The sequence below is a fragment of the Enterobacter sp. TCD1-1 genome, from assembly GCF_020567405.1.
In the GTDB taxonomy this organism is placed as follows: domain Bacteria; phylum Pseudomonadota; class Gammaproteobacteria; order Enterobacterales; family Enterobacteriaceae; genus Enterobacter; species Enterobacter quasiroggenkampii.
This window is the reverse complement of the sequence record NZ_JAJCXF010000005.1, coordinates 197201-216485: the sequence shown is the minus strand read 5'-3', so window position 1 is coordinate 216485 and position 19285 is coordinate 197201. Positions and strand designations below refer to the sequence as shown.

General features: G+C 56.3%; 18 protein-coding genes and 1 pseudogene. 8 read left to right on the top strand and 11 right to left on the bottom strand.

The window, feature by feature from the left end; all coding sequences use genetic code 11:
• Positions 1-21: 21 nt before the first annotated feature.
• The 3 genes from pstB to LJA86_RS18810 all read left to right on the top strand — a co-directional run bounded on the left by pstB (position 22) and on the right by LJA86_RS18810 (position 2857).
• Positions 22-795: a phosphate ABC transporter ATP-binding protein PstB gene (pstB, locus tag LJA86_RS18820; protein WP_008500183.1), complete on the top strand. Its 774-nt coding sequence runs from the start codon at positions 22-24 to the stop codon at positions 793-795.
• Positions 796-821: 26 nt separating this feature from the next.
• Entirely contained in the window at positions 822-1547 is a 726-nt protein-coding gene (phoU, locus tag LJA86_RS18815; RefSeq protein WP_008500182.1) for a phosphate signaling complex protein PhoU, read from the top strand.
• 134 nt (positions 1548-1681) lie between these two features.
• Positions 1682-2857, top strand: a complete 1176-nt coding sequence (locus LJA86_RS18810) for an esterase (protein ID WP_229226573.1) — start codon at positions 1682-1684, stop codon at positions 2855-2857.
• A gap of 31 nt (positions 2858-2888) precedes the next feature.
• On the opposite strand, the gene yieH is transcribed toward LJA86_RS18810, so the two are convergent.
• Positions 2889-3554, bottom strand: a complete 666-nt coding sequence (yieH, locus tag LJA86_RS18805) for a 6-phosphogluconate phosphatase (RefSeq protein ID WP_229226572.1) — start codon at positions 3552-3554, stop codon at positions 2889-2891.
• A gap of 165 nt (positions 3555-3719) precedes the next feature.
• Here yieH and adeP point away from each other — a divergent pair, with 165 nt between their 5' ends.
• Positions 3720-5057 (top strand): adenine permease AdeP, encoded by a 1338-nt coding sequence (gene adeP / locus LJA86_RS18800; RefSeq protein WP_021242668.1) that lies wholly within the window; start codon positions 3720-3722, stop codon positions 5055-5057.
• 91 nt (positions 5058-5148) lie between these two features.
• Here the strand turns inward: adeP and LJA86_RS18795 are convergent, their stop codons facing one another.
• The 10 genes and pseudogenes from LJA86_RS18795 to LJA86_RS22310 all read right to left on the bottom strand — a co-directional run.
• Positions 5149-5715: an NADPH-dependent FMN reductase gene (locus LJA86_RS18795; protein WP_014833835.1), complete on the bottom strand. Its 567-nt coding sequence runs from the start codon at positions 5713-5715 to the stop codon at positions 5149-5151.
• Between the two features lie 36 nt (positions 5716-5751).
• Complete coding sequence (locus LJA86_RS18790) at positions 5752-6498, bottom strand: 4'-phosphopantetheinyl transferase family protein (RefSeq protein WP_045909358.1); 747 nt, start codon at positions 6496-6498, stop codon at positions 5752-5754.
• Between the two features lie 122 nt (positions 6499-6620).
• A complete protein-coding gene (yidZ, locus tag LJA86_RS18785) occupies positions 6621-7592 on the bottom strand; it encodes an HTH-type transcriptional regulator YidZ (RefSeq protein WP_223539731.1) in 972 nt (323 codons plus the stop codon).
• Positions 7561-8736: an MFS transporter gene (locus LJA86_RS18780; protein WP_223539732.1), complete on the bottom strand. Its 1176-nt coding sequence runs from the start codon at positions 8734-8736 to the stop codon at positions 7561-7563. The genes yidZ and LJA86_RS18780 overlap by 32 nt, the downstream gene beginning before the upstream one ends.
• Positions 8737-8847: 111 nt before the next feature.
• Complete coding sequence (gene mnmE, locus LJA86_RS18775) at positions 8848-10212, bottom strand: tRNA uridine-5-carboxymethylaminomethyl(34) synthesis GTPase MnmE (protein WP_021242672.1); 1365 nt, start codon at positions 10210-10212, stop codon at positions 8848-8850.
• A gap of 72 nt (positions 10213-10284) precedes the next feature.
• Positions 10285-11928: a membrane protein insertase YidC gene (gene yidC, locus LJA86_RS18770; protein WP_048030316.1), complete on the bottom strand. Its 1644-nt coding sequence runs from the start codon at positions 11926-11928 to the stop codon at positions 10285-10287.
• A gap of 2 nt (positions 11929-11930) precedes the next feature.
• The gene (gene yidD / locus LJA86_RS18765) at positions 11931-12188 is read right to left on the bottom strand and encodes a membrane protein insertion efficiency factor YidD (RefSeq protein WP_001307474.1); all 258 of its coding nucleotides are present in this window, start codon (positions 12186-12188) and stop codon (positions 11931-11933) included.
• The gene (gene rnpA, locus LJA86_RS18760; RefSeq protein WP_024907873.1) at positions 12152-12511 is read right to left on the bottom strand and encodes a ribonuclease P protein component; all 360 of its coding nucleotides are present in this window, start codon (positions 12509-12511) and stop codon (positions 12152-12154) included. The genes yidD and rnpA overlap by 37 nt, the downstream gene beginning before the upstream one ends.
• A 16-nt stretch (positions 12512-12527) precedes the next feature.
• Positions 12528-12668 (bottom strand): 50S ribosomal protein L34, encoded by a 141-nt coding sequence (rpmH, locus tag LJA86_RS18755; RefSeq protein ID WP_000831330.1) that lies wholly within the window; start codon positions 12666-12668, stop codon positions 12528-12530.
• A 228-nt stretch (positions 12669-12896) separates the two neighbouring features.
• Positions 12897-12947, bottom strand: a pseudogene (locus LJA86_RS22310) (hypothetical protein); the annotation flags it as partial.
• 320 nt (positions 12948-13267) lie between these two features.
• Here LJA86_RS22310 and dnaA point away from each other — a divergent pair.
• Genes dnaA through gyrB form a run of 4 tightly spaced genes read left to right on the top strand, consistent with a single transcriptional unit; the run spans position 13268 to position 19280 of the window.
• Complete coding sequence (gene dnaA / locus LJA86_RS18750) at positions 13268-14662, top strand: chromosomal replication initiator protein DnaA (protein WP_039267117.1); 1395 nt, start codon at positions 13268-13270, stop codon at positions 14660-14662.
• Positions 14663-14666: 4 nt separating this feature from the next.
• Positions 14667-15767, top strand: coding sequence for a DNA polymerase III subunit beta (dnaN, locus tag LJA86_RS18745; RefSeq protein ID WP_008500170.1), 1101 nt, complete (start codon positions 14667-14669; stop codon positions 15765-15767).
• Entirely contained in the window at positions 15767-16840 is a 1074-nt protein-coding gene (recF, locus tag LJA86_RS18740; RefSeq protein ID WP_048030318.1) for a DNA replication/repair protein RecF, read from the top strand. The genes dnaN and recF overlap by 1 nt, the downstream gene beginning before the upstream one ends.
• A gap of 28 nt (positions 16841-16868) precedes the next feature.
• Positions 16869-19280: a DNA topoisomerase (ATP-hydrolyzing) subunit B gene (gyrB, locus tag LJA86_RS18735; RefSeq protein ID WP_045909362.1), complete on the top strand. Its 2412-nt coding sequence runs from the start codon at positions 16869-16871 to the stop codon at positions 19278-19280.
• Positions 19281-19285 lie beyond the last annotated feature (5 nt).

Sequence of the window (19285 nt, the reverse complement as noted above, 5' to 3'; positions counted from 1 at the left end):
GCCGAATGAGGAAATGAGTCAATGAGTATGGTTGATACTGCCCCGGGTAAGATTCAGGTTCGTGATTTGAACTTCTACTACGGCAAATTCCATGCCCTGAAGAACATCAACCTGGATATCGCAAAGAACCAGGTCACGGCATTTATCGGTCCGTCCGGCTGCGGGAAATCCACGCTGCTGCGTACCTTTAACAAAATGTATTCGCTCTATCCGGAGCAGCGCGCTGAAGGGGAAATCATCCTCGACGGCGAAAACATTCTGACCCAGGCTCAGGATATCGCCCTGCTGCGCGCGAAAGTGGGGATGGTGTTCCAGAAACCCACGCCGTTCCCGATGTCCATTTATGACAACATCGCCTTTGGCGTTCGCCTGTTTGAAAAGCTCTCCCGTGCCGATATGGATGAGCGCGTGCAGTGGGCTTTGACCAAGGCCGCATTATGGAACGAAACCAAAGATAAGTTGCACCAGAGCGGGTACTCTCTCTCCGGTGGTCAGCAGCAGCGTCTGTGCATTGCGCGCGGTATTGCGATTCGCCCGGAAGTGTTGCTGCTGGATGAGCCTTGTTCAGCGCTGGACCCGATCTCAACCGGTCGCATTGAAGAACTGATCACCGAGCTGAAGCAGGATTACACCGTGGTTATCGTGACCCATAACATGCAGCAGGCTGCACGTTGCTCCGATCACACGGCGTTTATGTACCTGGGTGAATTGATTGAGTTCAGTAACACGGACGATCTGTTCACTAAGCCCGCGAAGAAACAAACCGAAGATTATATTACTGGCCGCTACGGTTGATTTGCCTTAGTGCATGTGGAGAAACCATGGACAACCTCAATCTTAATAAACACATTTCCGGCCAGTTCAACGCAGAGCTGGAAAGCATTCGCACCCAGGTGATGACCATGGGCGGCATGGTCGAGCAGCAGCTTTCTGATGCGATTACGGCGATGCACAACCAGGACAGCGAGCTGGCGAAGCGCGTCATTGAAGGCGATAAAAACGTCAACATGATGGAAGTGGCTATCGACGAGGCCTGCGTGCGCATTATCGCGAAGCGTCAGCCGACGGCGAGCGACCTGCGTCTGGTGATGGCGATCATCAAAACCATCGCCGAGCTGGAACGTATCGGCGACGTTGCGGATAAAATCTGCCGTACCGCGCTGGAGAAGTTCTCTCAGCAGCATCAGCCGCTGCTGGTCAGCCTGGAGTCGCTGGGCCGCCACACCGTGCAGATGCTGCACGACGTGCTGGATGCCTTTGCGCGTATGGATCTGGACGAAGCGGTGCGTATCTACCGTGAAGATAAGAAGGTCGATCAGGAGTATGAAGGCATCGTGCGTCAGCTGATGACCTACATGATGGAAGATTCCCGTACGATCCCAAGCGTACTGACGGCCCTGTTCTGCGCGCGCTCCATCGAGCGTATCGGCGACCGCTGCCAGAACATTTGCGAATACATTTTCTACTTCGTGAAGGGTCAGGACTTCCGTCACGTGGGCGGCGACGAGCTGGACAAGCTTCTGGCGGGTAAAGATCCGAAAGAGTAATCCTGTCATCTGATAATAACGCCGGTACTTACCGGCGTTATTATTTCTATAGTAATCACAATTCTCCCCTTCATCCGTTGCCTGACGTTCGAAACGCGCTAACGTGAGACGAAAAAAACAGCAAAGGATGGGATATGAAAAATTCATTAGCATGCCTGGCGATGGCTATCAGCATCGGGATCGGTGCTGGAACAAACGTGATTGCCGCACCGTTGCCAGCGACACCCGACCCGGCTACCCCGGTCAGCCGCTATGTGACGCAGGTCAATGCGGATAAAAGCATTACGTTTCGCCTGTTTGCGCCCGGCGCAACGCGAGTCTCCGTGGTGACGGGGTCAATGCCTGAAACCCAGGTTTCCCATGATATGACGAAAGAGAAAAATGGCGTCTGGACATGGAAAAGTGAGCCGATGGCCCCGAATCTCTACGAATATTATTTCGACATCGATGGTTATCGTTCAGTCGACACGGGAAGCCGTTATCAAAAACCTCAGCGGCAGGTGAACACCAGCCTGATTCTGGTTCCGGGCAGCATTCTCGACGATCGTGCCGTACCGCATGGCGATCTCACCACCCTGACCTGGCACTCGCCGTCACTCAAGTCAGAGCGCCGCGTTTATGTATGGACTCCCCCTGGCTACAACGGCAAAGGGGAACCTCTACCGGTGCTCTACTTCTACCATGGCTTTGGGGATACCGGGCTCTCAGCAATCGATCAGGGCCGCCTGCCGCAAATGATGGATAACCTGATGGCCGAGGGAAAAATCAAACCGATGCTGGTGGTCGTTCCCGACACCGAGACGGAGAGCGCTGAGGCCATTCCCGAGAATTTCCCCCCGGCAGAACGACGAAAGTCTTTCTATCCGCTTAATGCGAAAGCCGCAGACCGTGAACTGATGAGCGAGATTATTCCGCTGGTGGATACACGCTTCAACGTGCGTAAAGATGCTGATGGCCGGGCGCTGGCGGGGTTGTCACAGGGCGGCTATCAGGCGCTGGTCTCCGGTATGAACCATCTGGACAGCTTCGGCTGGCTGGGAACGTTCAGCGGCGTTACCACAACAACCGTACCTGACGACGGCGTGGCCGCACGCTTTAAGCAGCCGGAGGCCATTAACCGGCAGTTGCATAACTTCACCGTCGTCGTGGGAGAGCGCGATTCGGTGACCGGCAAAGATATCGCCGGTCTGAAAGCGGAGCTGGAAAAACAGGGCATCAAATTCGACTATAAAATGTACCCCGGTCTGAATCACGAAATGGATGTCTGGCGTCCGGCCTATGCTGAGTTTGTTCAAAAGCTCTTCAGATAAACCTGTCGCCCTCCCTGCCGGGAGGGTCTGCTTAACGCGTAATATTCCACCCGCGGGCCTTCCACAGCGCGGGTAGCTGCGCCAGATCGGTGAAGGTCGTGACTTTGGGATGATCGATCGGCTTGTTGTGCGGGTCGGCGCAGAAATAAAACACCTCCATTCCTGCATCAATTCCCGACTGCGCGCCCGCAGACGAGTCATCCACCAGAATGCAGTTCTCTACGTTAACGTTCATCGCCTTTGCCGCATGGAACATCAGTGCCGGGTCCGGCTTCCAGCGCTGGATATCGTAGCCGCTGAACAATTTTTCCGGGAAGTGGTGCAGCATCTCAAGCTTGCCCAGCGAGTGCTGCATTTTGCTGACCGGACCGTTGGAGACCACGCAGATCGGCACCATCATGGCATCCAGCAGCGCGTTTGCGCCCGGAATCACCTCCAGCTCCGAATCGAACAGGCGTGCAACCTCGGCGCGGTACACCGGTTCCAGAGCCGCCTTCTCAAGAACGACGCCGTGTTCTTCGTTAATGATGTCGATGATCTCGTAGAGCTTCACGCCCTTAAAGCGTTTAAACACCTCTTCGAGTTCCAGCGTAATGCCAAATTCCTGGAACATGGCCACATACGCGCGGGAACAAATGACCTCACTGTCGACCAGCGTACCGTCGCAGTCGAAAAATACCGCTTCAATTCCGGACATGCCTTTCCCTTTTAACCAGTTTAACGTTTACGTACGGCAGTTCGCCGGAACGCAATCGTTGCCGTATAAGCAAATTCAATGAAAAAAGTATCACGTAACCGCCACTATTGTCGCATTTTGGTATAGGATAGCGACGAATTTTCCCTCCTTGTTCGGAAATTGATGATGAGTCAACAACACACTACCCAGACATCTGGTCAGGGTCTGCTTGAGCGCGTGTTTAAACTGCGCGAGCACGGCACGACGGCACGCACCGAAGTGATCGCCGGTTTCACCACCTTCCTGACGATGGTCTATATCGTTTTTGTTAACCCTCAAATTCTGGGCGTTGCTGGCATGGATACCAGCGCCGTCTTCGTAACAACCTGTCTGATCGCAGCCCTTGGCAGCATTCTGATGGGCGTGTTCGCTAACCTGCCGGTCGCGCTGGCCCCGGCGATGGGTCTGAATGCGTTCTTTGCCTTCGTGGTGGTTCAGGCGATGGGTCTGCCGTGGCAGGTGGGTATGGGCGCCATCTTCTGGGGCGCGGTTGGCCTGCTGCTGCTGACCATTTTCCGCGTGCGTTACTGGATGATTGCGAACATCCCCGTGAGCCTGCGCGTGGGCATTACCAGCGGTATTGGTCTGTTTATCGGGATGATGGGGCTGAAAAACGCCGGTGTTATCGTGGCGAACCCGGATACGCTGGTGAGCATCGGTCACCTGACCTCTCATAACGTGCTGCTGGGCGTGCTGGGCTTCTTTATCATCGCGATCCTGGCTTCCCGCAATATTCATGCGGCGGTGCTGGTGTCCATCGTGGTCACCACGCTGCTGGGCTGGATGCTGGGCGACGTTCACTATAATGGCATCGTTTCCGCGCCACCGAGCGTCTCTACCGTTGTTGGTCATGTTGATCTGGCGGGTTCCCTGAACCTGGGTCTGGCGGGCGTGATTTTCTCCTTCATGCTGGTTAACCTGTTCGACTCCTCCGGTACGCTGATCGGCGTGACCGACAAAGCGGGTCTGGCAGATGAGAAAGGGAAATTCCCGCGCATGAAGCAGGCGCTGTTTGTGGACAGTATCTCCTCTGTGACCGGCTCATTTATCGGGACCTCGTCTGTTACCGCTTACATTGAATCCTCTTCCGGCGTGTCCGTGGGCGGCCGTACCGGCCTGACGGCGGTTGTAGTGGGTATTCTGTTCCTGCTGGTGATATTCCTCTCGCCGCTGGCGGGCATGGTGCCTCCGTACGCGGCGGCGGGTGCGCTGATCTACGTGGGGGTGCTGATGACCTCCAGCCTGTCTCGCGTGAAGTGGGATGATTTAACCGAAGCGGTGCCGGCGTTTATTACCGCCGTGATGATGCCGTTCAGCTTCTCGATTACCGAAGGTATCGCGCTGGGCTTTATCTCTTACTGCGTAATGAAAATCGGTACCGGCCGCTTCCGCGACCTCAGCCCGTGCGTCATCGTTGTGGCGCTGCTGTTTGTGCTGAAGATTGTGTTTATTGACGCGCACTAAGGTGCGGTTTGTGGTGTCAGGTGGCGCTTCGCTTACCTGACCTACTGACGAGTGTAGGCCCGGTAAGCGCTAGCGCCACCGGGCTTTTTTATCAGGCTTTAACCCGCTTAATATAATCCCCGAACGCCGTCAGTTGGCCAGAGAGATGGTCGCGCGTGCTCTGATCCACCACCTCACCCGTTTGCGGGTCGACCTTGTTCTGAATCACTCCGCCCATAAATTCCGGCTTGTTCATCACCATCGCATCGAGGAAGACCAGGATCTGACGCAGGTGATACTGGCAGCGCGCGCCGCCAATCGCGCCCATGGAGCTGGTCTGGATCAGCACCGGTTTGCCTGACAGCGGCTGCTCAGGTAAACGGGACAGCCAGTCGATGGCATTCTTCAGGCCACCGGGTACAGAGTAGTTGTACTCTGGCGTGACGATGACCACGCCGTCAGCCTGGCGGATCTGTTCGGCCAGCGCTTCAACGCTCTGCGGGAACCCTTCTTCCTGCTGTACGTCAGCATCATAAAGCGGAATATCGCCAATAGACGGCAGGGCGCTAATTTCCATACCTGCAGGCGCCAGCTGTGGCAGCGTGCGGGCGACCATCCCGTTAAATGAACCTTTGCGCAGGCTTCCCAGTAACGTAACGACTTTCAACGTATCAGACATGATTACTCCTGTTTCATCATGATGACCCTGATTGGATCAGCTTAGGGTAAATGCTTTTTCTGCCGGTAAACTGGTTAATCGCATCAGACGTGCGGCGGGCTCGTTGGCGCGCTCGGGCACATCAGGAAGGCTACGCCATCCCTGTTGACTGTCAAATTCCCAGATTTTCATGCGTTCGATGGCGGGGGTCACCGCGATGGACCAAATGAGCACATCCTCAGCGTCGCAGAGCGCTTCTACCAGCGTGGCCTGGGTGGCGCGCAGACGTCCAGAGCCTGGCAACAGCTGCAGCAGGCTGGCGTCGTCTGAGGCACATCCGCAGAGCTTACGAATGCTCTGGCGCAAGGTAATGAGCTGCGCTCTGGCTTCGACAGGATCGTTCTGGTTGCGTACCCACAGCTTCTCATTGCTGGAGAGCGGATAGTCTTCATGCGCATTAGCGCCATGGAAGCTGCGCGTCGCACGCTGAAGTTCCATATCGAGCCCACAGTCCCCCTCGGTGGTTAGCGCGACGCCAATGATATTGCCCGTGTAGGCAATGGAAAAACGAGGGAGATCCGGGTCAGCAAAGACCGGACGGCCTTCTGGCTGGGTAATGATATCCGGCAGCTCGCTGGTGCCGTACAGCATAAACAGCAGTTCCGCGAGAAGCGCCCGGGACGCTAAAAACCGCGACCTGCGGTGCTCCGGAAGCGTGAGTGCTTCACGGTGACAGGCTGAAGAAATTCTTGCCGATACGAGACGTCCTTCTGTCAGTATCCCTCTTGCAAAGTGCGTAGCCATTTTTCGCTCCTTGATAATGGTCGTAATCGGTTAAACGGTTACATGATTATCGCTTAACTTGCCTCCTGTTTTAATCAGTAAATGGGCGTAAGAGAAGCCTTAGGACCGAACTTTACATTTTCTTAGGCAAAAATTGGATCGCTCGCACCGTACAGCGCCTTGATGGTCTCCCGCAGCCAGAGGATTTTTGGATTGTGGCTGTTCCGTTTATGCCAGATCAGCGTGAAGGGCACGGTCAATTTTTCCGCCTGCTCCTCATCAATCGGAATGGGAAGGGCGATCAGCTTCCGCTGGTGGAGTTCATTGTAGTGGTGACAGTAGTGCGGGGCGGTGGCGATATAGTGATGGCCGGGCTGCGCCGCCATAAACATCGCCTGTTCGAAGCCCGGCAGGCTCATGGCGATCGTGCGCTCGCGTCCCATCTCCTTTAGCACCTCATCCAGCGCCCAGGTATCGCTGCGTTCCCAGAAGATGCTGATATGGGGATAGCGCAGGAAGGTCTCCAGATTCCACTCTTGCTGAAGCGCCGGATGATCCTCGCGCAGATAGACGCAGGGGCGGTCGCTGAACAGGATTTCGTAGTCGATAAACCACGGCATCAGCTTAAGCAGCTCGCGGGATCGCGGATGCGTTTCACGCCCGGTGAAGCCCAAATCCACCTCGCCACGCGTAATCGCGTCCAGCGAGTCGTAATCCCACTGGCGCATTTTCACCGTCGCCTGCGGATAGCGCTGGTTCACCTGCTCCAGCAGGGTATTGAAGCGGATCAGCATCAGCGGCGTTTCCGCGGCCAGCACGAACGTCAGCCCGCCCGGAGAGTCATGGTGGAATTTATCGAGGATCTGGTTGCCAATTTGCATCCAGTCAGTCAGATCCTGCTCCAGGCTCACCGTCAGCGGCGTCGGCAGCAGCCCTAGCGGCGTTTTGACAAACAGCGGATCATCGAACCAGTCGCGCAGCTTAGCCAGCGATTTGCTCACCGCTGACGGCGTCACGTTCATCCGCTTCGCCGCTTTGGTAACGCTGCGCTCCTGCAGCAAAAGCTGCAGGCAGAGCAACAGGTTAAGATCGAGACTGCTGATGGGCTTCTTCATAGTGCGCCGCGGGCTGGATGACCATAAGTAAGGTAATGCAGAGTATGCTACAGCCAATCAGAACCCCGATCAGCATATTCAGCGCGTTAAGCCCGATGACTGCCGCCAGCCAAATCCACAGCGACGAGCCGCAGACCTGCGCGATACCCAGCACCGAGCTGGCCACGCCTGCCCGCAGCGAGAAGGGACCAAGCGCCTGGCTCATCGCCACGCCAAAGCCAACCGAGAACCCGGCGCAAATGAGCGTAATGCCCACCAGCATCACCGCATGTGAGCTGGTGGTCGCCAGAATCGCGCCTGCGGCGAGGAATAAAACCTGTGAGGCCAGCATCAGCGTGCGCTGGCGGAAGATATTCAGCGCAAACGGGGTGGAGAATGACACAGCCATACTGACCAGAGCGGTTAATGCCATTACCGTGGAATACTCACCGCGATCGAAGCCCATGGTCTCCATCAGCAACACCGGGGAAACGTTTACATAGGTCAGGATCACCGCCACGCTTAACGTGGTCACGGCCAGACGGCTAAGGAAAAAGCGGTTGAGAAGCTTCTCTGCCGGGTGAATGGTTGCGGTATGGCCGGTATTCCGCGAGCCCGGGTGGGTCTCTTTCAGCACGGCGATCGACAGGATAAACACCAGCGCGCCCATCGCCGCCATGGTCCAGAACAGGCTCTGCCACGGGAATTTCAGCATGATCAGATAGCCCACGACCGGGGCCAGCACCGGGATGATGCAGGTAATGCCGTTCAGCATCGACAGCACTTTGGCGCGACGCTGGGCGCTTAAGGTGTCGCGCAAAATGGCAAACGCCACCACGTAGCAACCGCCCGCCCCGATGCCCTGGATAAAGCGCCCGGTCAGAAACACGGTGCTGTTTTGCGCCTGTGAACAAAGAAGGGACGCCAGGGCAAAAACGATGGCTCCGGCGATAGCGACAGGCTGACGGCCTGCTTTATCCGCGATCTTCCCGGCAAAGACCATCGACGACGCCATCCCCGCGAGGTAGGCCGAAAACGCAATATGCAGCTGCGCTTCGCTGGCGCCCAGATCGCGGGCGATATGCGGTAATCCCACCAGATACATATCAATACCGGACGGATAAAGCAGAACTAATGCGAAACTACAAAACAGAAAACGCGCCATAAACCCCCCATAGATGCAGGCATGCAGGATAGGGGGTGAAAAGGGATTAAGCGAGTTGCCATTTGGACAATGGTGATTTCCCTGGAGGAAATCACCATGGATTAGCGGGAATTACTTACCAATACAGAAGCTCGAGAAGATCCGTCCCAGCAGATCGTCCGACGTAAACTCCCCGGTGATCTCGCTCAGATTCTGCTGCGCCAGACGCAGCTCTTCCGCCAGCAGTTCACCCGCCCACGCGCCGATCAGCTGCGCTTTACCCTGAACGAGATGGTTCGCCGCCTCTTCCAGCGCCTGAAGGTGACGGCGACGCGCGAGGAAGCCGCCTTCCATGCTGGTGTCAAAGCCCATGCTCTGCTTGAGATGGTTACGCAGGTCGTCCACGCCTTCACCGGTCCGCGCAGACAGGCGAATCAGTGAGTGACCATTCACATCGCTGATACCGAGCGTTTCGCCGGTCACGTCCGCTTTGTTACGCACCACGGTGATCGGCAGTTTAGCCGGCAGACGGGCGATAAAGTCCGGCCAGATCTCCGCCGGGTCAACGGCATCGGTCGTGGTGCCGTCCACCATAAACAGCACGCGGTCGGCCTGCTCGATCTCCTGCCAGGCGCGTTCGATACCGATGCGCTCAACCTCGTCGCTGGCATCGCGCAGACCGGCGGTATCGATGATGTGCAGCGGCATGCCGTCGATGTGGATGTGCTCGCGCAGCACGTCGCGAGTGGTACCGGCAATGTCGGTCACGATTGCCGCTTCACGGCCCGCCAGGGCGTTCAGCAGGCTTGATTTCCCGGCGTTAGGGCGTCCGGCAATCACCACCTTCATCCCTTCGCGCAGCAGGCTGCCCTGGCGCGCTTCGGCGCGAACGGCGTCGAGATCGGCCATCACCTGGTTGAGCTGGGCTTCAATTTTACCGTCAGAGAGAAAATCGATCTCCTCATCCGGGAAGTCGATAGCCGCTTCCACGTAGATGCGTAGGTGAGTAAGTGCTTCCACAAGGTGATTCACACGCGCGGAGAATGCCCCCTGTAGCGAGTTCAGGGCGGAGCGGGCCGCCTGTTCAGAACTGGCGTCGATCAGGTCTGCAATCGCCTCCGCCTGCGCCAGGTCGAGCTTGTCGTTGAGGAAGGCACGTTCGGAGAACTCGCCCGGCTTCGCAATGCGCAGGCCCGGCAGGGTCAGGATCCGTTTTAACAGCAGGTCGAGGATAACCGGGCCGCCGTGGCCCTGCAGCTCCAGCACGTCTTCACCGGTAAAGGAGTTCGGGCCGGGGAACCACAGCGCAATGCCCTGGTCCAGCGGCGTGCCGTCGGTATCTTTAAACGGCAGGTAATCAGCGTAGCGCGGCTTTGGCAGCTTACCCAGTACCGCTTCAGCGACCTCGCGCGCCTTCAGGCCGGAGATGCGCAGAATGCCTACACCGCCGCGTCCCGGTGGGGTTGCCTGGGCGACGATAGTGTCGTTATGGCTCATGGTTGCTCTCGTTCAATACAAATAAAAAAGGCGGTCAATCGACCGCCCTTATTTTAGCGTTAACTTATCGGATCAGGACTTTTTCTTTTCGCGGCTATGCAGGCCACGTTTTTCCAGACCACGGTAAATCAGCTGCTGCTGGATAATGGTCACCAGGTTGCTGACGATATAGTACAGCACCAGACCTGACGGGAACCACAGGAAGAACACGGTGAAGATGACCGGCATAAAGGTCATGATCTTCTGCTGCATCGGGTCGGTCACGGTGGTCGGCGACATCTTCTGGATGAAGAACATCGTCACGCCCATCAGGATCGGCAGGATGTAGTATGGGTCCTGTGCGGACAGGTCATGGATCCACAGTGCGAACGGCGCGTGGCGCAGCTCAACGGAACCCATCAGCATGTAGTACAGCGCAAGGAAGATTGGCATCTGAATCAGCAGCGGGAAGCAACCACCCAGTGGGTTCACTTTCTCTGCTTTATACAGGGCCATCATCTCCTGGCTCTGACGCTGTTTGTCATCGCCCAGACGCTCACGCATTGCCTGAATCTTCGGCTGCAGCATGCGCATCTTCGCCATGGAGGTGTACTGCGCTTTGGTCAGCGGGTACATGATGCCACGAACGATGAAGGTGATAACGATGATGGAGAAGCCCCAGTTACCCAGGAAGCTGTGGATGAACTTCAGCAGCTTAAACAGCGGCTGAGAGATGAACCACAACCAGCCGTAATCCACGGTCAGATCCAGGTGCGGCGCAACAGCGGCCATTTTGTCCTGAATTTCCGGGCCAACCCACAGGGTGCTTGCCAGCTTACCAGTTTGACCCGGCTGTACCAGAACCGGCTGAGATTTGTAGCCGATGGCGGCAAGACCGTTACCCAGGTTCGCGGTGTAGAAGTTGTTGGTACCGTCGTTATTTGGCACCCATGCCGTTGCGAAATACTGCTGCAGCATCGCCACCCAACCGCCTTTAGCGCTGACGTTCAGGTTTTCGTTATCGGCAATGGTGTCGAATTTGTATTTCTCGTACTTCGCGTCAGGCGTGGAGTACGCCGCGCCACGGAAGGTATGCAGCGCAAAGTTGCTGCTTCCGGTGTCACGGTGTGACGGCAGATTGATGGACTGCTTCAGCTGGCCAAAGGTCGACAGCTCCAGCGGTTTCGCACTGGCGTTCTGTACGCTGTAGCCCACGTTCACCGCATATTCACCGCGCTTCAGGGTGAAGGTTTTGGTGAAGGTGTTGCCTGCGGTATCGGTGTACGTCATCGGGATCACGAGTTCGTTCTGACCATCAGCCAGCACAAAGGTGTCGTTCTCGACGTTATACAGTGGACGCGCACCGTTAGCCGGGTTATCCGGGCCATCACGACCGGTCAGGCCGCTCTGCGCCTGGTAGATAAACTCAGGCGTGGTTTCCAGTAACTGGAACGGTTCGTTAGACTTCAGCTCTTTCGGGTAGGTTAACAGCAGCGCCTGCTCAACATCACCACCACGGGTGTTGATAGTCAGCTCAAGCACATCGGTCTTAACCGTAATCTGTTTCCCCTGGCCACTGGCCGGTACGCCCTGGTCGGCGGCGCTACCCGCTGCGGTGGTCGTTGTCTGCGTGACCTGCTGTTGTGGTTGAGGATTTTTATCCTGCTCCCACGCCTGCCAGATCATGAAAGACACGAACAACAAAGCGATGATAAGAAGATTGCGTTGCGAATCCATCGTTAGTGTTCTCTGGTATCAAAGGGTCCTGGGGGGACGGGGTCGTCTCCACCTGGGTGTAAAGGGTGGCATTTTAATACGCGTTTCACCGTCAACCAACTGCCTTTTATCACTCCAAACCTGCGCAATGCCTCAATTCCGTAGCTTGAGCATGTTGGTGTGAAACGGCAGTGCGGCCCGAGTAGCGGACTAATCAGGCGTTGATAGACCCGAATGAGGGCTATCAGGACCCGTGAGCCAGGCGACAGTGGCGGCGCCATAATTTTTCCAACGCTTCCGAGAGAGCACGGTTATCGAGGTCGGCAACCCCTTTCTTCGCCACCACCACGAAATCCATTGAAGGCAGTTCGTGCTGACGTAAACGGAAGCTTTCACGCGTCAGACGTTTAATCCGATTGCGTTCATGCGCACGCTTAACATTTTTCTTGGCGACTGTGAGACCGATGCGGGGATGCCCCAGCGAATTTTGGCGGCCGAGGATGGTGATTTGCGGCGTGCCAGCCCGTTGTGGCTGCTGGAAGACGAAAGTGAAATGAGCGGGAGTTAACAAACGTAACTCCCTGGGAAATGCTAGCTTAACCACTCAGGGGTTAGCTTTATTACTTGGAAACGGTCAGACGAGCGCGGCCTTTAGCACGACGACGTGCCAGAACCTGACGACCATTTTTAGTAGCCATACGAGCACGGAAGCCGTGAGAACGGTTGCGCTTCAGTACAGACGGTTGAAAAGTGCGTTTCATGGCGATTTCTACCTAAACTTGAATAAATTCACTGACTTTTGCGTATACCCGAACGAGTTTCGAACGACTAACGCCTCAGCGTGGGTGATTAAAGAGGCCGGATTGTAATAATTGTACACTCCGGAGTCAATTCTCTTTCCTTATTTCCCGCGTATTTCCGCACGTTTTCGCGTGGAAAATGAGCAACGGACGACGCAGGAAGATGAGCATCACGCGCCGGGTCGAGGATTATACGGGCTCACCGACAAAGCGCAAGGATCGTCCCGGATCTTCGTTAGATCATTTAAGCAATAAATTGTCTGTGCTCATTAATTTTTCCAATATGCGGGCTAAATCGTGGGGCACTCGCGCCAGGATCGTTTACACTTAACCGGTTTCTGATCTTCCTGTGGATAAATCGGGAAGAATCTGTGAGAAACAGAAGATCTCTGGCTCAGTTTAGGCTATGATCCGCGGTCCCGATCGGGATCCCAGGATCCTGGTCAGGATAAATTGCAGATAGCAATTCGCACGTCCCCCTTTACACAGGGTCATGCCGATGTGCGCCAACAATCATGAATATTCAATAGTTTTCTTTTATTGTTCGAGTGGAGTCCGCCGTGTCACTTTCGCTTTGGCAGCAGTGTCTTGCCCGATTGCAGGATGAGTTACCAGCCACAGAATTCAGTATGTGGATCCGCCCGTTGCAGGCGGAACTGAGCGATAACACGCTGGCTTTGTATGCGCCAAACCGTTTTGTGCTCGATTGGGTAAGGGACAAATACCTTAATAACATCAATGGACTGCTGAACGATTTCTGCGGGTCAGATGCCCCACAGCTGCGCTTTGAAGTGGGTACAAAGCCGGTCACCCAAACCGTTCGTGAAACCGTGAACGTCGCAGCGCCTGCTCAGGCCGCTCCTGTTCCGGCCCCTCGCGTCGCACCCGCTCGTCAGGGCTGGGATAATGTTCCCGCACCGGCTGAGCCAACCTACCGCTCTAACGTAAACGTGAAACACACGTTCGATAACTTCGTTGAAGGTAAGTCGAACCAGCTGGCGCGCGCGGCGGCTCGCCAGGTTGCTGATAACCCTGGTGGGGCCTACAACCCGCTGTTTCTGTATGGCGGCACGGGTCTGGGTAAAACGCACCTTCTTCATGCGGTAGGCAACGGCATTATGGCGCGCAAGCCCAATGCCAAAGTGGTGTATATGCACTCCGAGCGCTTCGTTCAGGACATGGTAAAAGCCCTGCAAAACAATGCGATCGAAGAGTTTAAACGCTACTATCGTTCCGTTGACGCGCTGCTGATCGATGACATTCAGTTCTTTGCCAACAAAGAACGATCGCAGGAAGAATTTTTCCACACCTTCAACGCCCTGCTGGAAGGTAATCAGCAGATCATTTTGACCTCGGATCGTTATCCAAAAGAGATCAACGGCGTTGAAGATCGTCTGAAATCCCGCTTCGGCTGGGGCCTGACCGTGGCGATCGAGCCACCGGAGCTGGAAACCCGCGTCGCGATCCTGATGAAGAAAGCCGATGAAAACGACATTCGCCTGCCGGGTGAAGTGGCGTTCTTCATTGCCAAGCGTCTGCGCTCCAACGTGCGCGAGCTGGAGGGGGCACTGAACCGCGTTATCGCCAATGCCAACTTCACCGGTCGTGCGATCACCATCGATTTTGTGCGTGAAGCGCTGCGCGATTTGCTGGCATTGCAGGAAAAACTGGTCACTATCGACAATATTCAAAAGACGGTGGCTGAGTACTACAAGATCAAAGTGGCAGATTTACTGTCTAAACGTCGTTCCCGCTCGGTGGCGCGTCCGCGTCAGATGGCGATGGCGCTGGCAAAGGAGTTAACCAACCACAGTCTGCCGGAAATCGGGGATGCGTTTGGTGGCCGTGACCATACGACCGTGCTGCACGCTTGTCGCAAGATTGAGCAGTTACGCGAAGAAAGCCACGACATAAAAGAAGATTTTTCCAATCTAATCAGAACATTATCATCGTGACGCTATGAAATTTACCGTTGAACGTGAACATTTATTAAAACCGCTGCAACAGGTGAGTGGCCCATTAGGCGGCCGCCCAACGCTGCCTATTCTCGGAAACCTGCTGCTTCAGGTCGCGGACGGTACGCTGTCGCTGACCGGTACAGATCTGGAAATGGAAATGATCGCGCGCGTTACGCTGACGCAGCCGCACGACGCGGGCGCGACCACGGTTCCGGCACGTAAATTCTTTGATATCTGCCGCGGGCTGCCGGAAGGCGCTGAAATCGCCGTGCAGCTGGAAGGCGACCGTATGCTGGTACGCTCTGGCCGCAGCCGTTTCTCGCTCTCCACGCTGCCTGCTGCGGACTTCCCGAACCTGGACGACTGGCAGAGCGAAGTGGAATTTACCCTGCCGCAGGCGACGATGAAGCGTCTGATTGAAGCCACGCAGTTCTCCATGGCGCATCAGGACGTTCGTTACTACTTAAACGGCATGCTGTTCGAAACCGAAGGTGAAGAGCTGCGTACCGTGGCGACCGACGGCCACCGTCTGGCGGTCTGTTCCATGCCGATTGGCGACTCACTGCCAAACCATTCGGTGATCGTGCCGCGTAAAGGGGTGATTGAGCTGATGCGTATGCTCGACGGTGGCGACACGCCGCTGCGCGTGCAGATCGGCAGCAATAACATCCGCGCTCACGTGGGCGACTTTGTCTTCACATCGAAGCTGGTTGACGGCCGTTTCCCGGATTATCGCCGCGTATTGCCGAAGAACCCGGACAAAACGCTGGAAGCCGGTTGCGATAGCCTCAAGCAGGCGTTTGCACGTGCGGCCATTCTCTCTAACGAGAAATTCCGCGGCGTGCGTCTGTATGTGAGTGAAAACCAGATCAAAATCACCGCCAACAACCCGGAGCAGGAAGAGGCAGAAGAGATTCTGGACGTCACCTACGCCGGGGCTGAGATGGAAATCGGCTTCAACGTTAGCTACGTGCTGGATGTGCTGAATGCGCTGAAATGCGAGAACGTGCGCATCCTGCTGACCGACTCCGTTTCGAGCGTACAGATTGAAGATGCCGCATCACAGTCGGCTGCCTATGTTGTCATGCCAATGAGACTGTAATGTCGCTCACCCGTCTGTTGATCCGCGACTTTCGCAACATCGAGAGCGCGGATCTCGCTTTATCCCCTGGCTTTAACTTCCTGGTTGGCGCGAACGGCAGCGGCAAAACCAGCGTGCTGGAAGCCATCTATACGCTCGGCCACGGCCGGGCGTTTCGCAGTTTGCAGATTGGTCGCGTCATTCGCCACGAGCAGGAATCCTTTGTTCTGCACGGGCGTTTACAGGGCGAGGAGCGGGAGACCGCCATCGGCCTGACCAAAGACAAGCAGGGCGACAGCAAGGTGCGCATCGACGGTACCGACGGTCACAAGGTGGCCGAGCTGGCGCTGCTGATGCCGATGCAGCTGATCACGCCCGAGGGGTTTACTTTACTCAACGGCGGCCCCAAATACAGAAGAGCGTTCCTCGACTGGGGATGCTTTCACAACGAAGCCGGATTCTTTAACGCCTGGAGCAACCTGAAGCGTCTGCTCAAGCAGCGTAACGCCGCACTGCGTCAGGTGACGCGCTACGCCCAGCTGCGTCCGTGGGACATGGAGTTAATCCCTCTCGCGGAACAGATCAGCCGCTGGCGTGCCGAATACAGCGCAGGTATCGCCGAAGACATGGCCGACACCTGCAAACAGTTTTTACCCGAGTTCTCTCTCACCTTCTCCTTCCAGCGCGGCTGGGAGAAAGAGACGGACTATGCCGAGGTGTTAGAGAGAAGCTTCGAGCGCGACCGCATGTTGACCTACACCGCGCACGGCCCGCACAAGGCGGATTTCCGCATTCGTGCTGACGGTGCGCCGGTGGAAGACACGCTGTCGCGCGGGCAGCTCAAGCTCCTGATGTGTGCGCTACGCCTGGCACAGGGGGAGTTTCTTACCCGCGAGAGCGGGCGACGCTGCCTGTACCTGATAGATGATTTTGCCTCGGAACTTGACGACGCGCGGCGCGGGCTGCTTGCCAGCCGCTTAAAAGCCACGCAGTCGCAGGTTTTCGTCAGCGCGATAAGCGCTGAACACGTTATAGACATGTCGGACGAAAATTCGAAGATGTTTACCGTGGAAAAGGGTAAAATAACGGATTAACCCAAGTTGAAATGAGCGAGAAACGTTGATGTCGAATTCTTATGACTCCTCCAGTATCAAAGTCCTGAAAGGGCTGGATGCGGTGCGTAAGCGCCCGGGTATGTATATCGGCGACACGGATGACGGCACCGGTCTGCACCACATGGTATTCGAGGTGGTAGATAACGCTATCGACGAAGCGCTCGCGGGTCACTGTAAAGACATCGTGGTCACCATCCATGCGGATAACTCCGTCTCCGTCACCGATGACGGTCGTGGCATCCCAACCGGTATTCACCCGGAAGAGGGCGTCTCTGCGGCGGAAGTGATCATGACCGTCCTGCACGCAGGCGGTAAGTTCGACGATAACTCCTATAAAGTTTCCGGCGGCCTGCACGGCGTGGGTGTTTCGGTAGTAAACGCCCTGTCGCAGAAGCTGGAGCTGGTTATCCAGCGCGAAGGCAAAATCCACCGTCAGCTCTATACGCACGGCGTGCCGCAGGCACCGCTGGCCGTTACGGGCGACACCGACAAAACCGGTACCATGGTGCGTTTCTGGCCGAGCCTCGAAACCTTCACCAACGTCACCGAGTTCGAGTACGACATCCTGGCGAAACGCCTGCGTGAACTGTCGTTCCTGAACTCCGGCGTCTCGATTCGCTTGCGCGACAAGCGTGACAACAAAGAAGACCACTTCCACTACGAAGGCGGTATCAAGGCGTTCGTTGAGTATCTGAACAAGAACAAAACGCCTATTCACCCGAATATCTTCTACTTCTCCACCGAAAAAGACGGTATCGGCGTGGAAGTGGCGCTGCAGTGGAACGACGGTTTCCAGGAAAACATCTACTGCTTCACCAACAACATTCCACAGCGTGACGGTGGTACTCACCTTGCAGGCTTCCGTGCGGCGATGACCCGTACCCTGAACGCCTACATGGACAAAGAAGGCTACAGCAAGAAAGCGAAAGTCAGCGCCACCGGTGACGATGCCCGTGAAGGCCTGATTGCCGTTGTCTCCGTGAAGGTGCCGGATCCGAAGTTCTCCTCACAGACCAAAGACAAGCTGGTCTCTTCTGAGGTGAAATCGGCGGTTGAGCAGCAGATGAACGAACTGCTGAGCGAATACCTGCTGGAAAACCCGTCCGACGCGAAAATCGTGGTGGGCAAAATTATCGATGCGGCGCGTGCCCGTGAAGCGGCGCGTAAAGCCCGTGAAATGACCCGTCGTAAAGGCGCGCTGGACTTAGCCGGCCTGCCGGGCAAGCTGGCTGACTGCCAGGAACGCGACCCGGCGCTGTCCGAACTGTACCTTGTGGAAGGGGACTCCGCGGGCGGTTCTGCGAAGCAGGGCCGTAACCGTAAGAACCAGGCGATTCTGCCGCTGAAGGGTAAAATTCTCAACGTTGAGAAGGCGCGCTTCGACAAGATGCTCTCTTCTCAGGAAGTGGCGACGCTCATCACCGCGCTGGGCTGCGGCATCGGCCGTGACGAGTACAACCCGGACAAACTGCGCTACCACAGCATCATCATCATGACCGATGCGGATGTCGACGGCTCGCACATTCGTACGCTGCTGTTGACCTTCTTCTATCGTCAGATGCCTGAAATCGTTGAACGTGGCCACGTCTATATTGCCCAGCCGCCGCTGTACAAAGTGAAGAAAGGCAAGCAGGAACAGTACATCAAAGATGACGAAGCGATGGATCAGTACCAAATCGCGATCGCACTTGATGGCGCAACCCTGCACGCGAACTCGCACGCTCCTGCACTGGCCGGTGAGCCGCTGGAGCGGCTGGTGTCCGAGTTCAACGCCACGCAGAAAATGATTACGCGTATGGAACGCCGTTATCCGAAAACGCTGCTGAAGGAGCTGGTTTATCAGCCAACCCTGACCGAAGCCGATCTGAGCAACGAGCAGACCGTCACCCGCTGGGTGAACGCCCTGGTGACCGATCTGAACGAGAAAGAGCAGCACGGCAGCCAGTGGAAATGCGATGTTCAGCAGAACGCCGATCATCAGTTCGAGCCGATCGTTCGCGTGCGTACCCACGGCGTCGATACCGACTACCCGCTGGAGCACGAATTTGTGACCGGTCCGGAATACCGTCGCATCTGCACACTCGGCGAGAAGCTGCGCGGCCTGATCGAAGACGATGCGTTCATCGAACGTGGCGAACGTCGTCAGCCGGTAGCCAGCTTCGAGCAGGCGCTGGACTGGCTGGTGAAAGAGTCCCGTCGCGGCCTCGCGATCCAGCGCTATAAAGGTCTGGGCGAAATGAACCCGGAGCAGCTTTGGGAAACCACCATGGATCCGGAAAGCCGTCGCATGCTGCGCGTTACCGTTAAGGACGCGATTGCTGCAGACCAGCTGTTCACCACTCTGATGGGCGATGCGGTTGAACCACGTCGTGCCTTCATCGAAGAGAACGCCCTGAAAGCGGCAAATATCGATATTTAATCGAC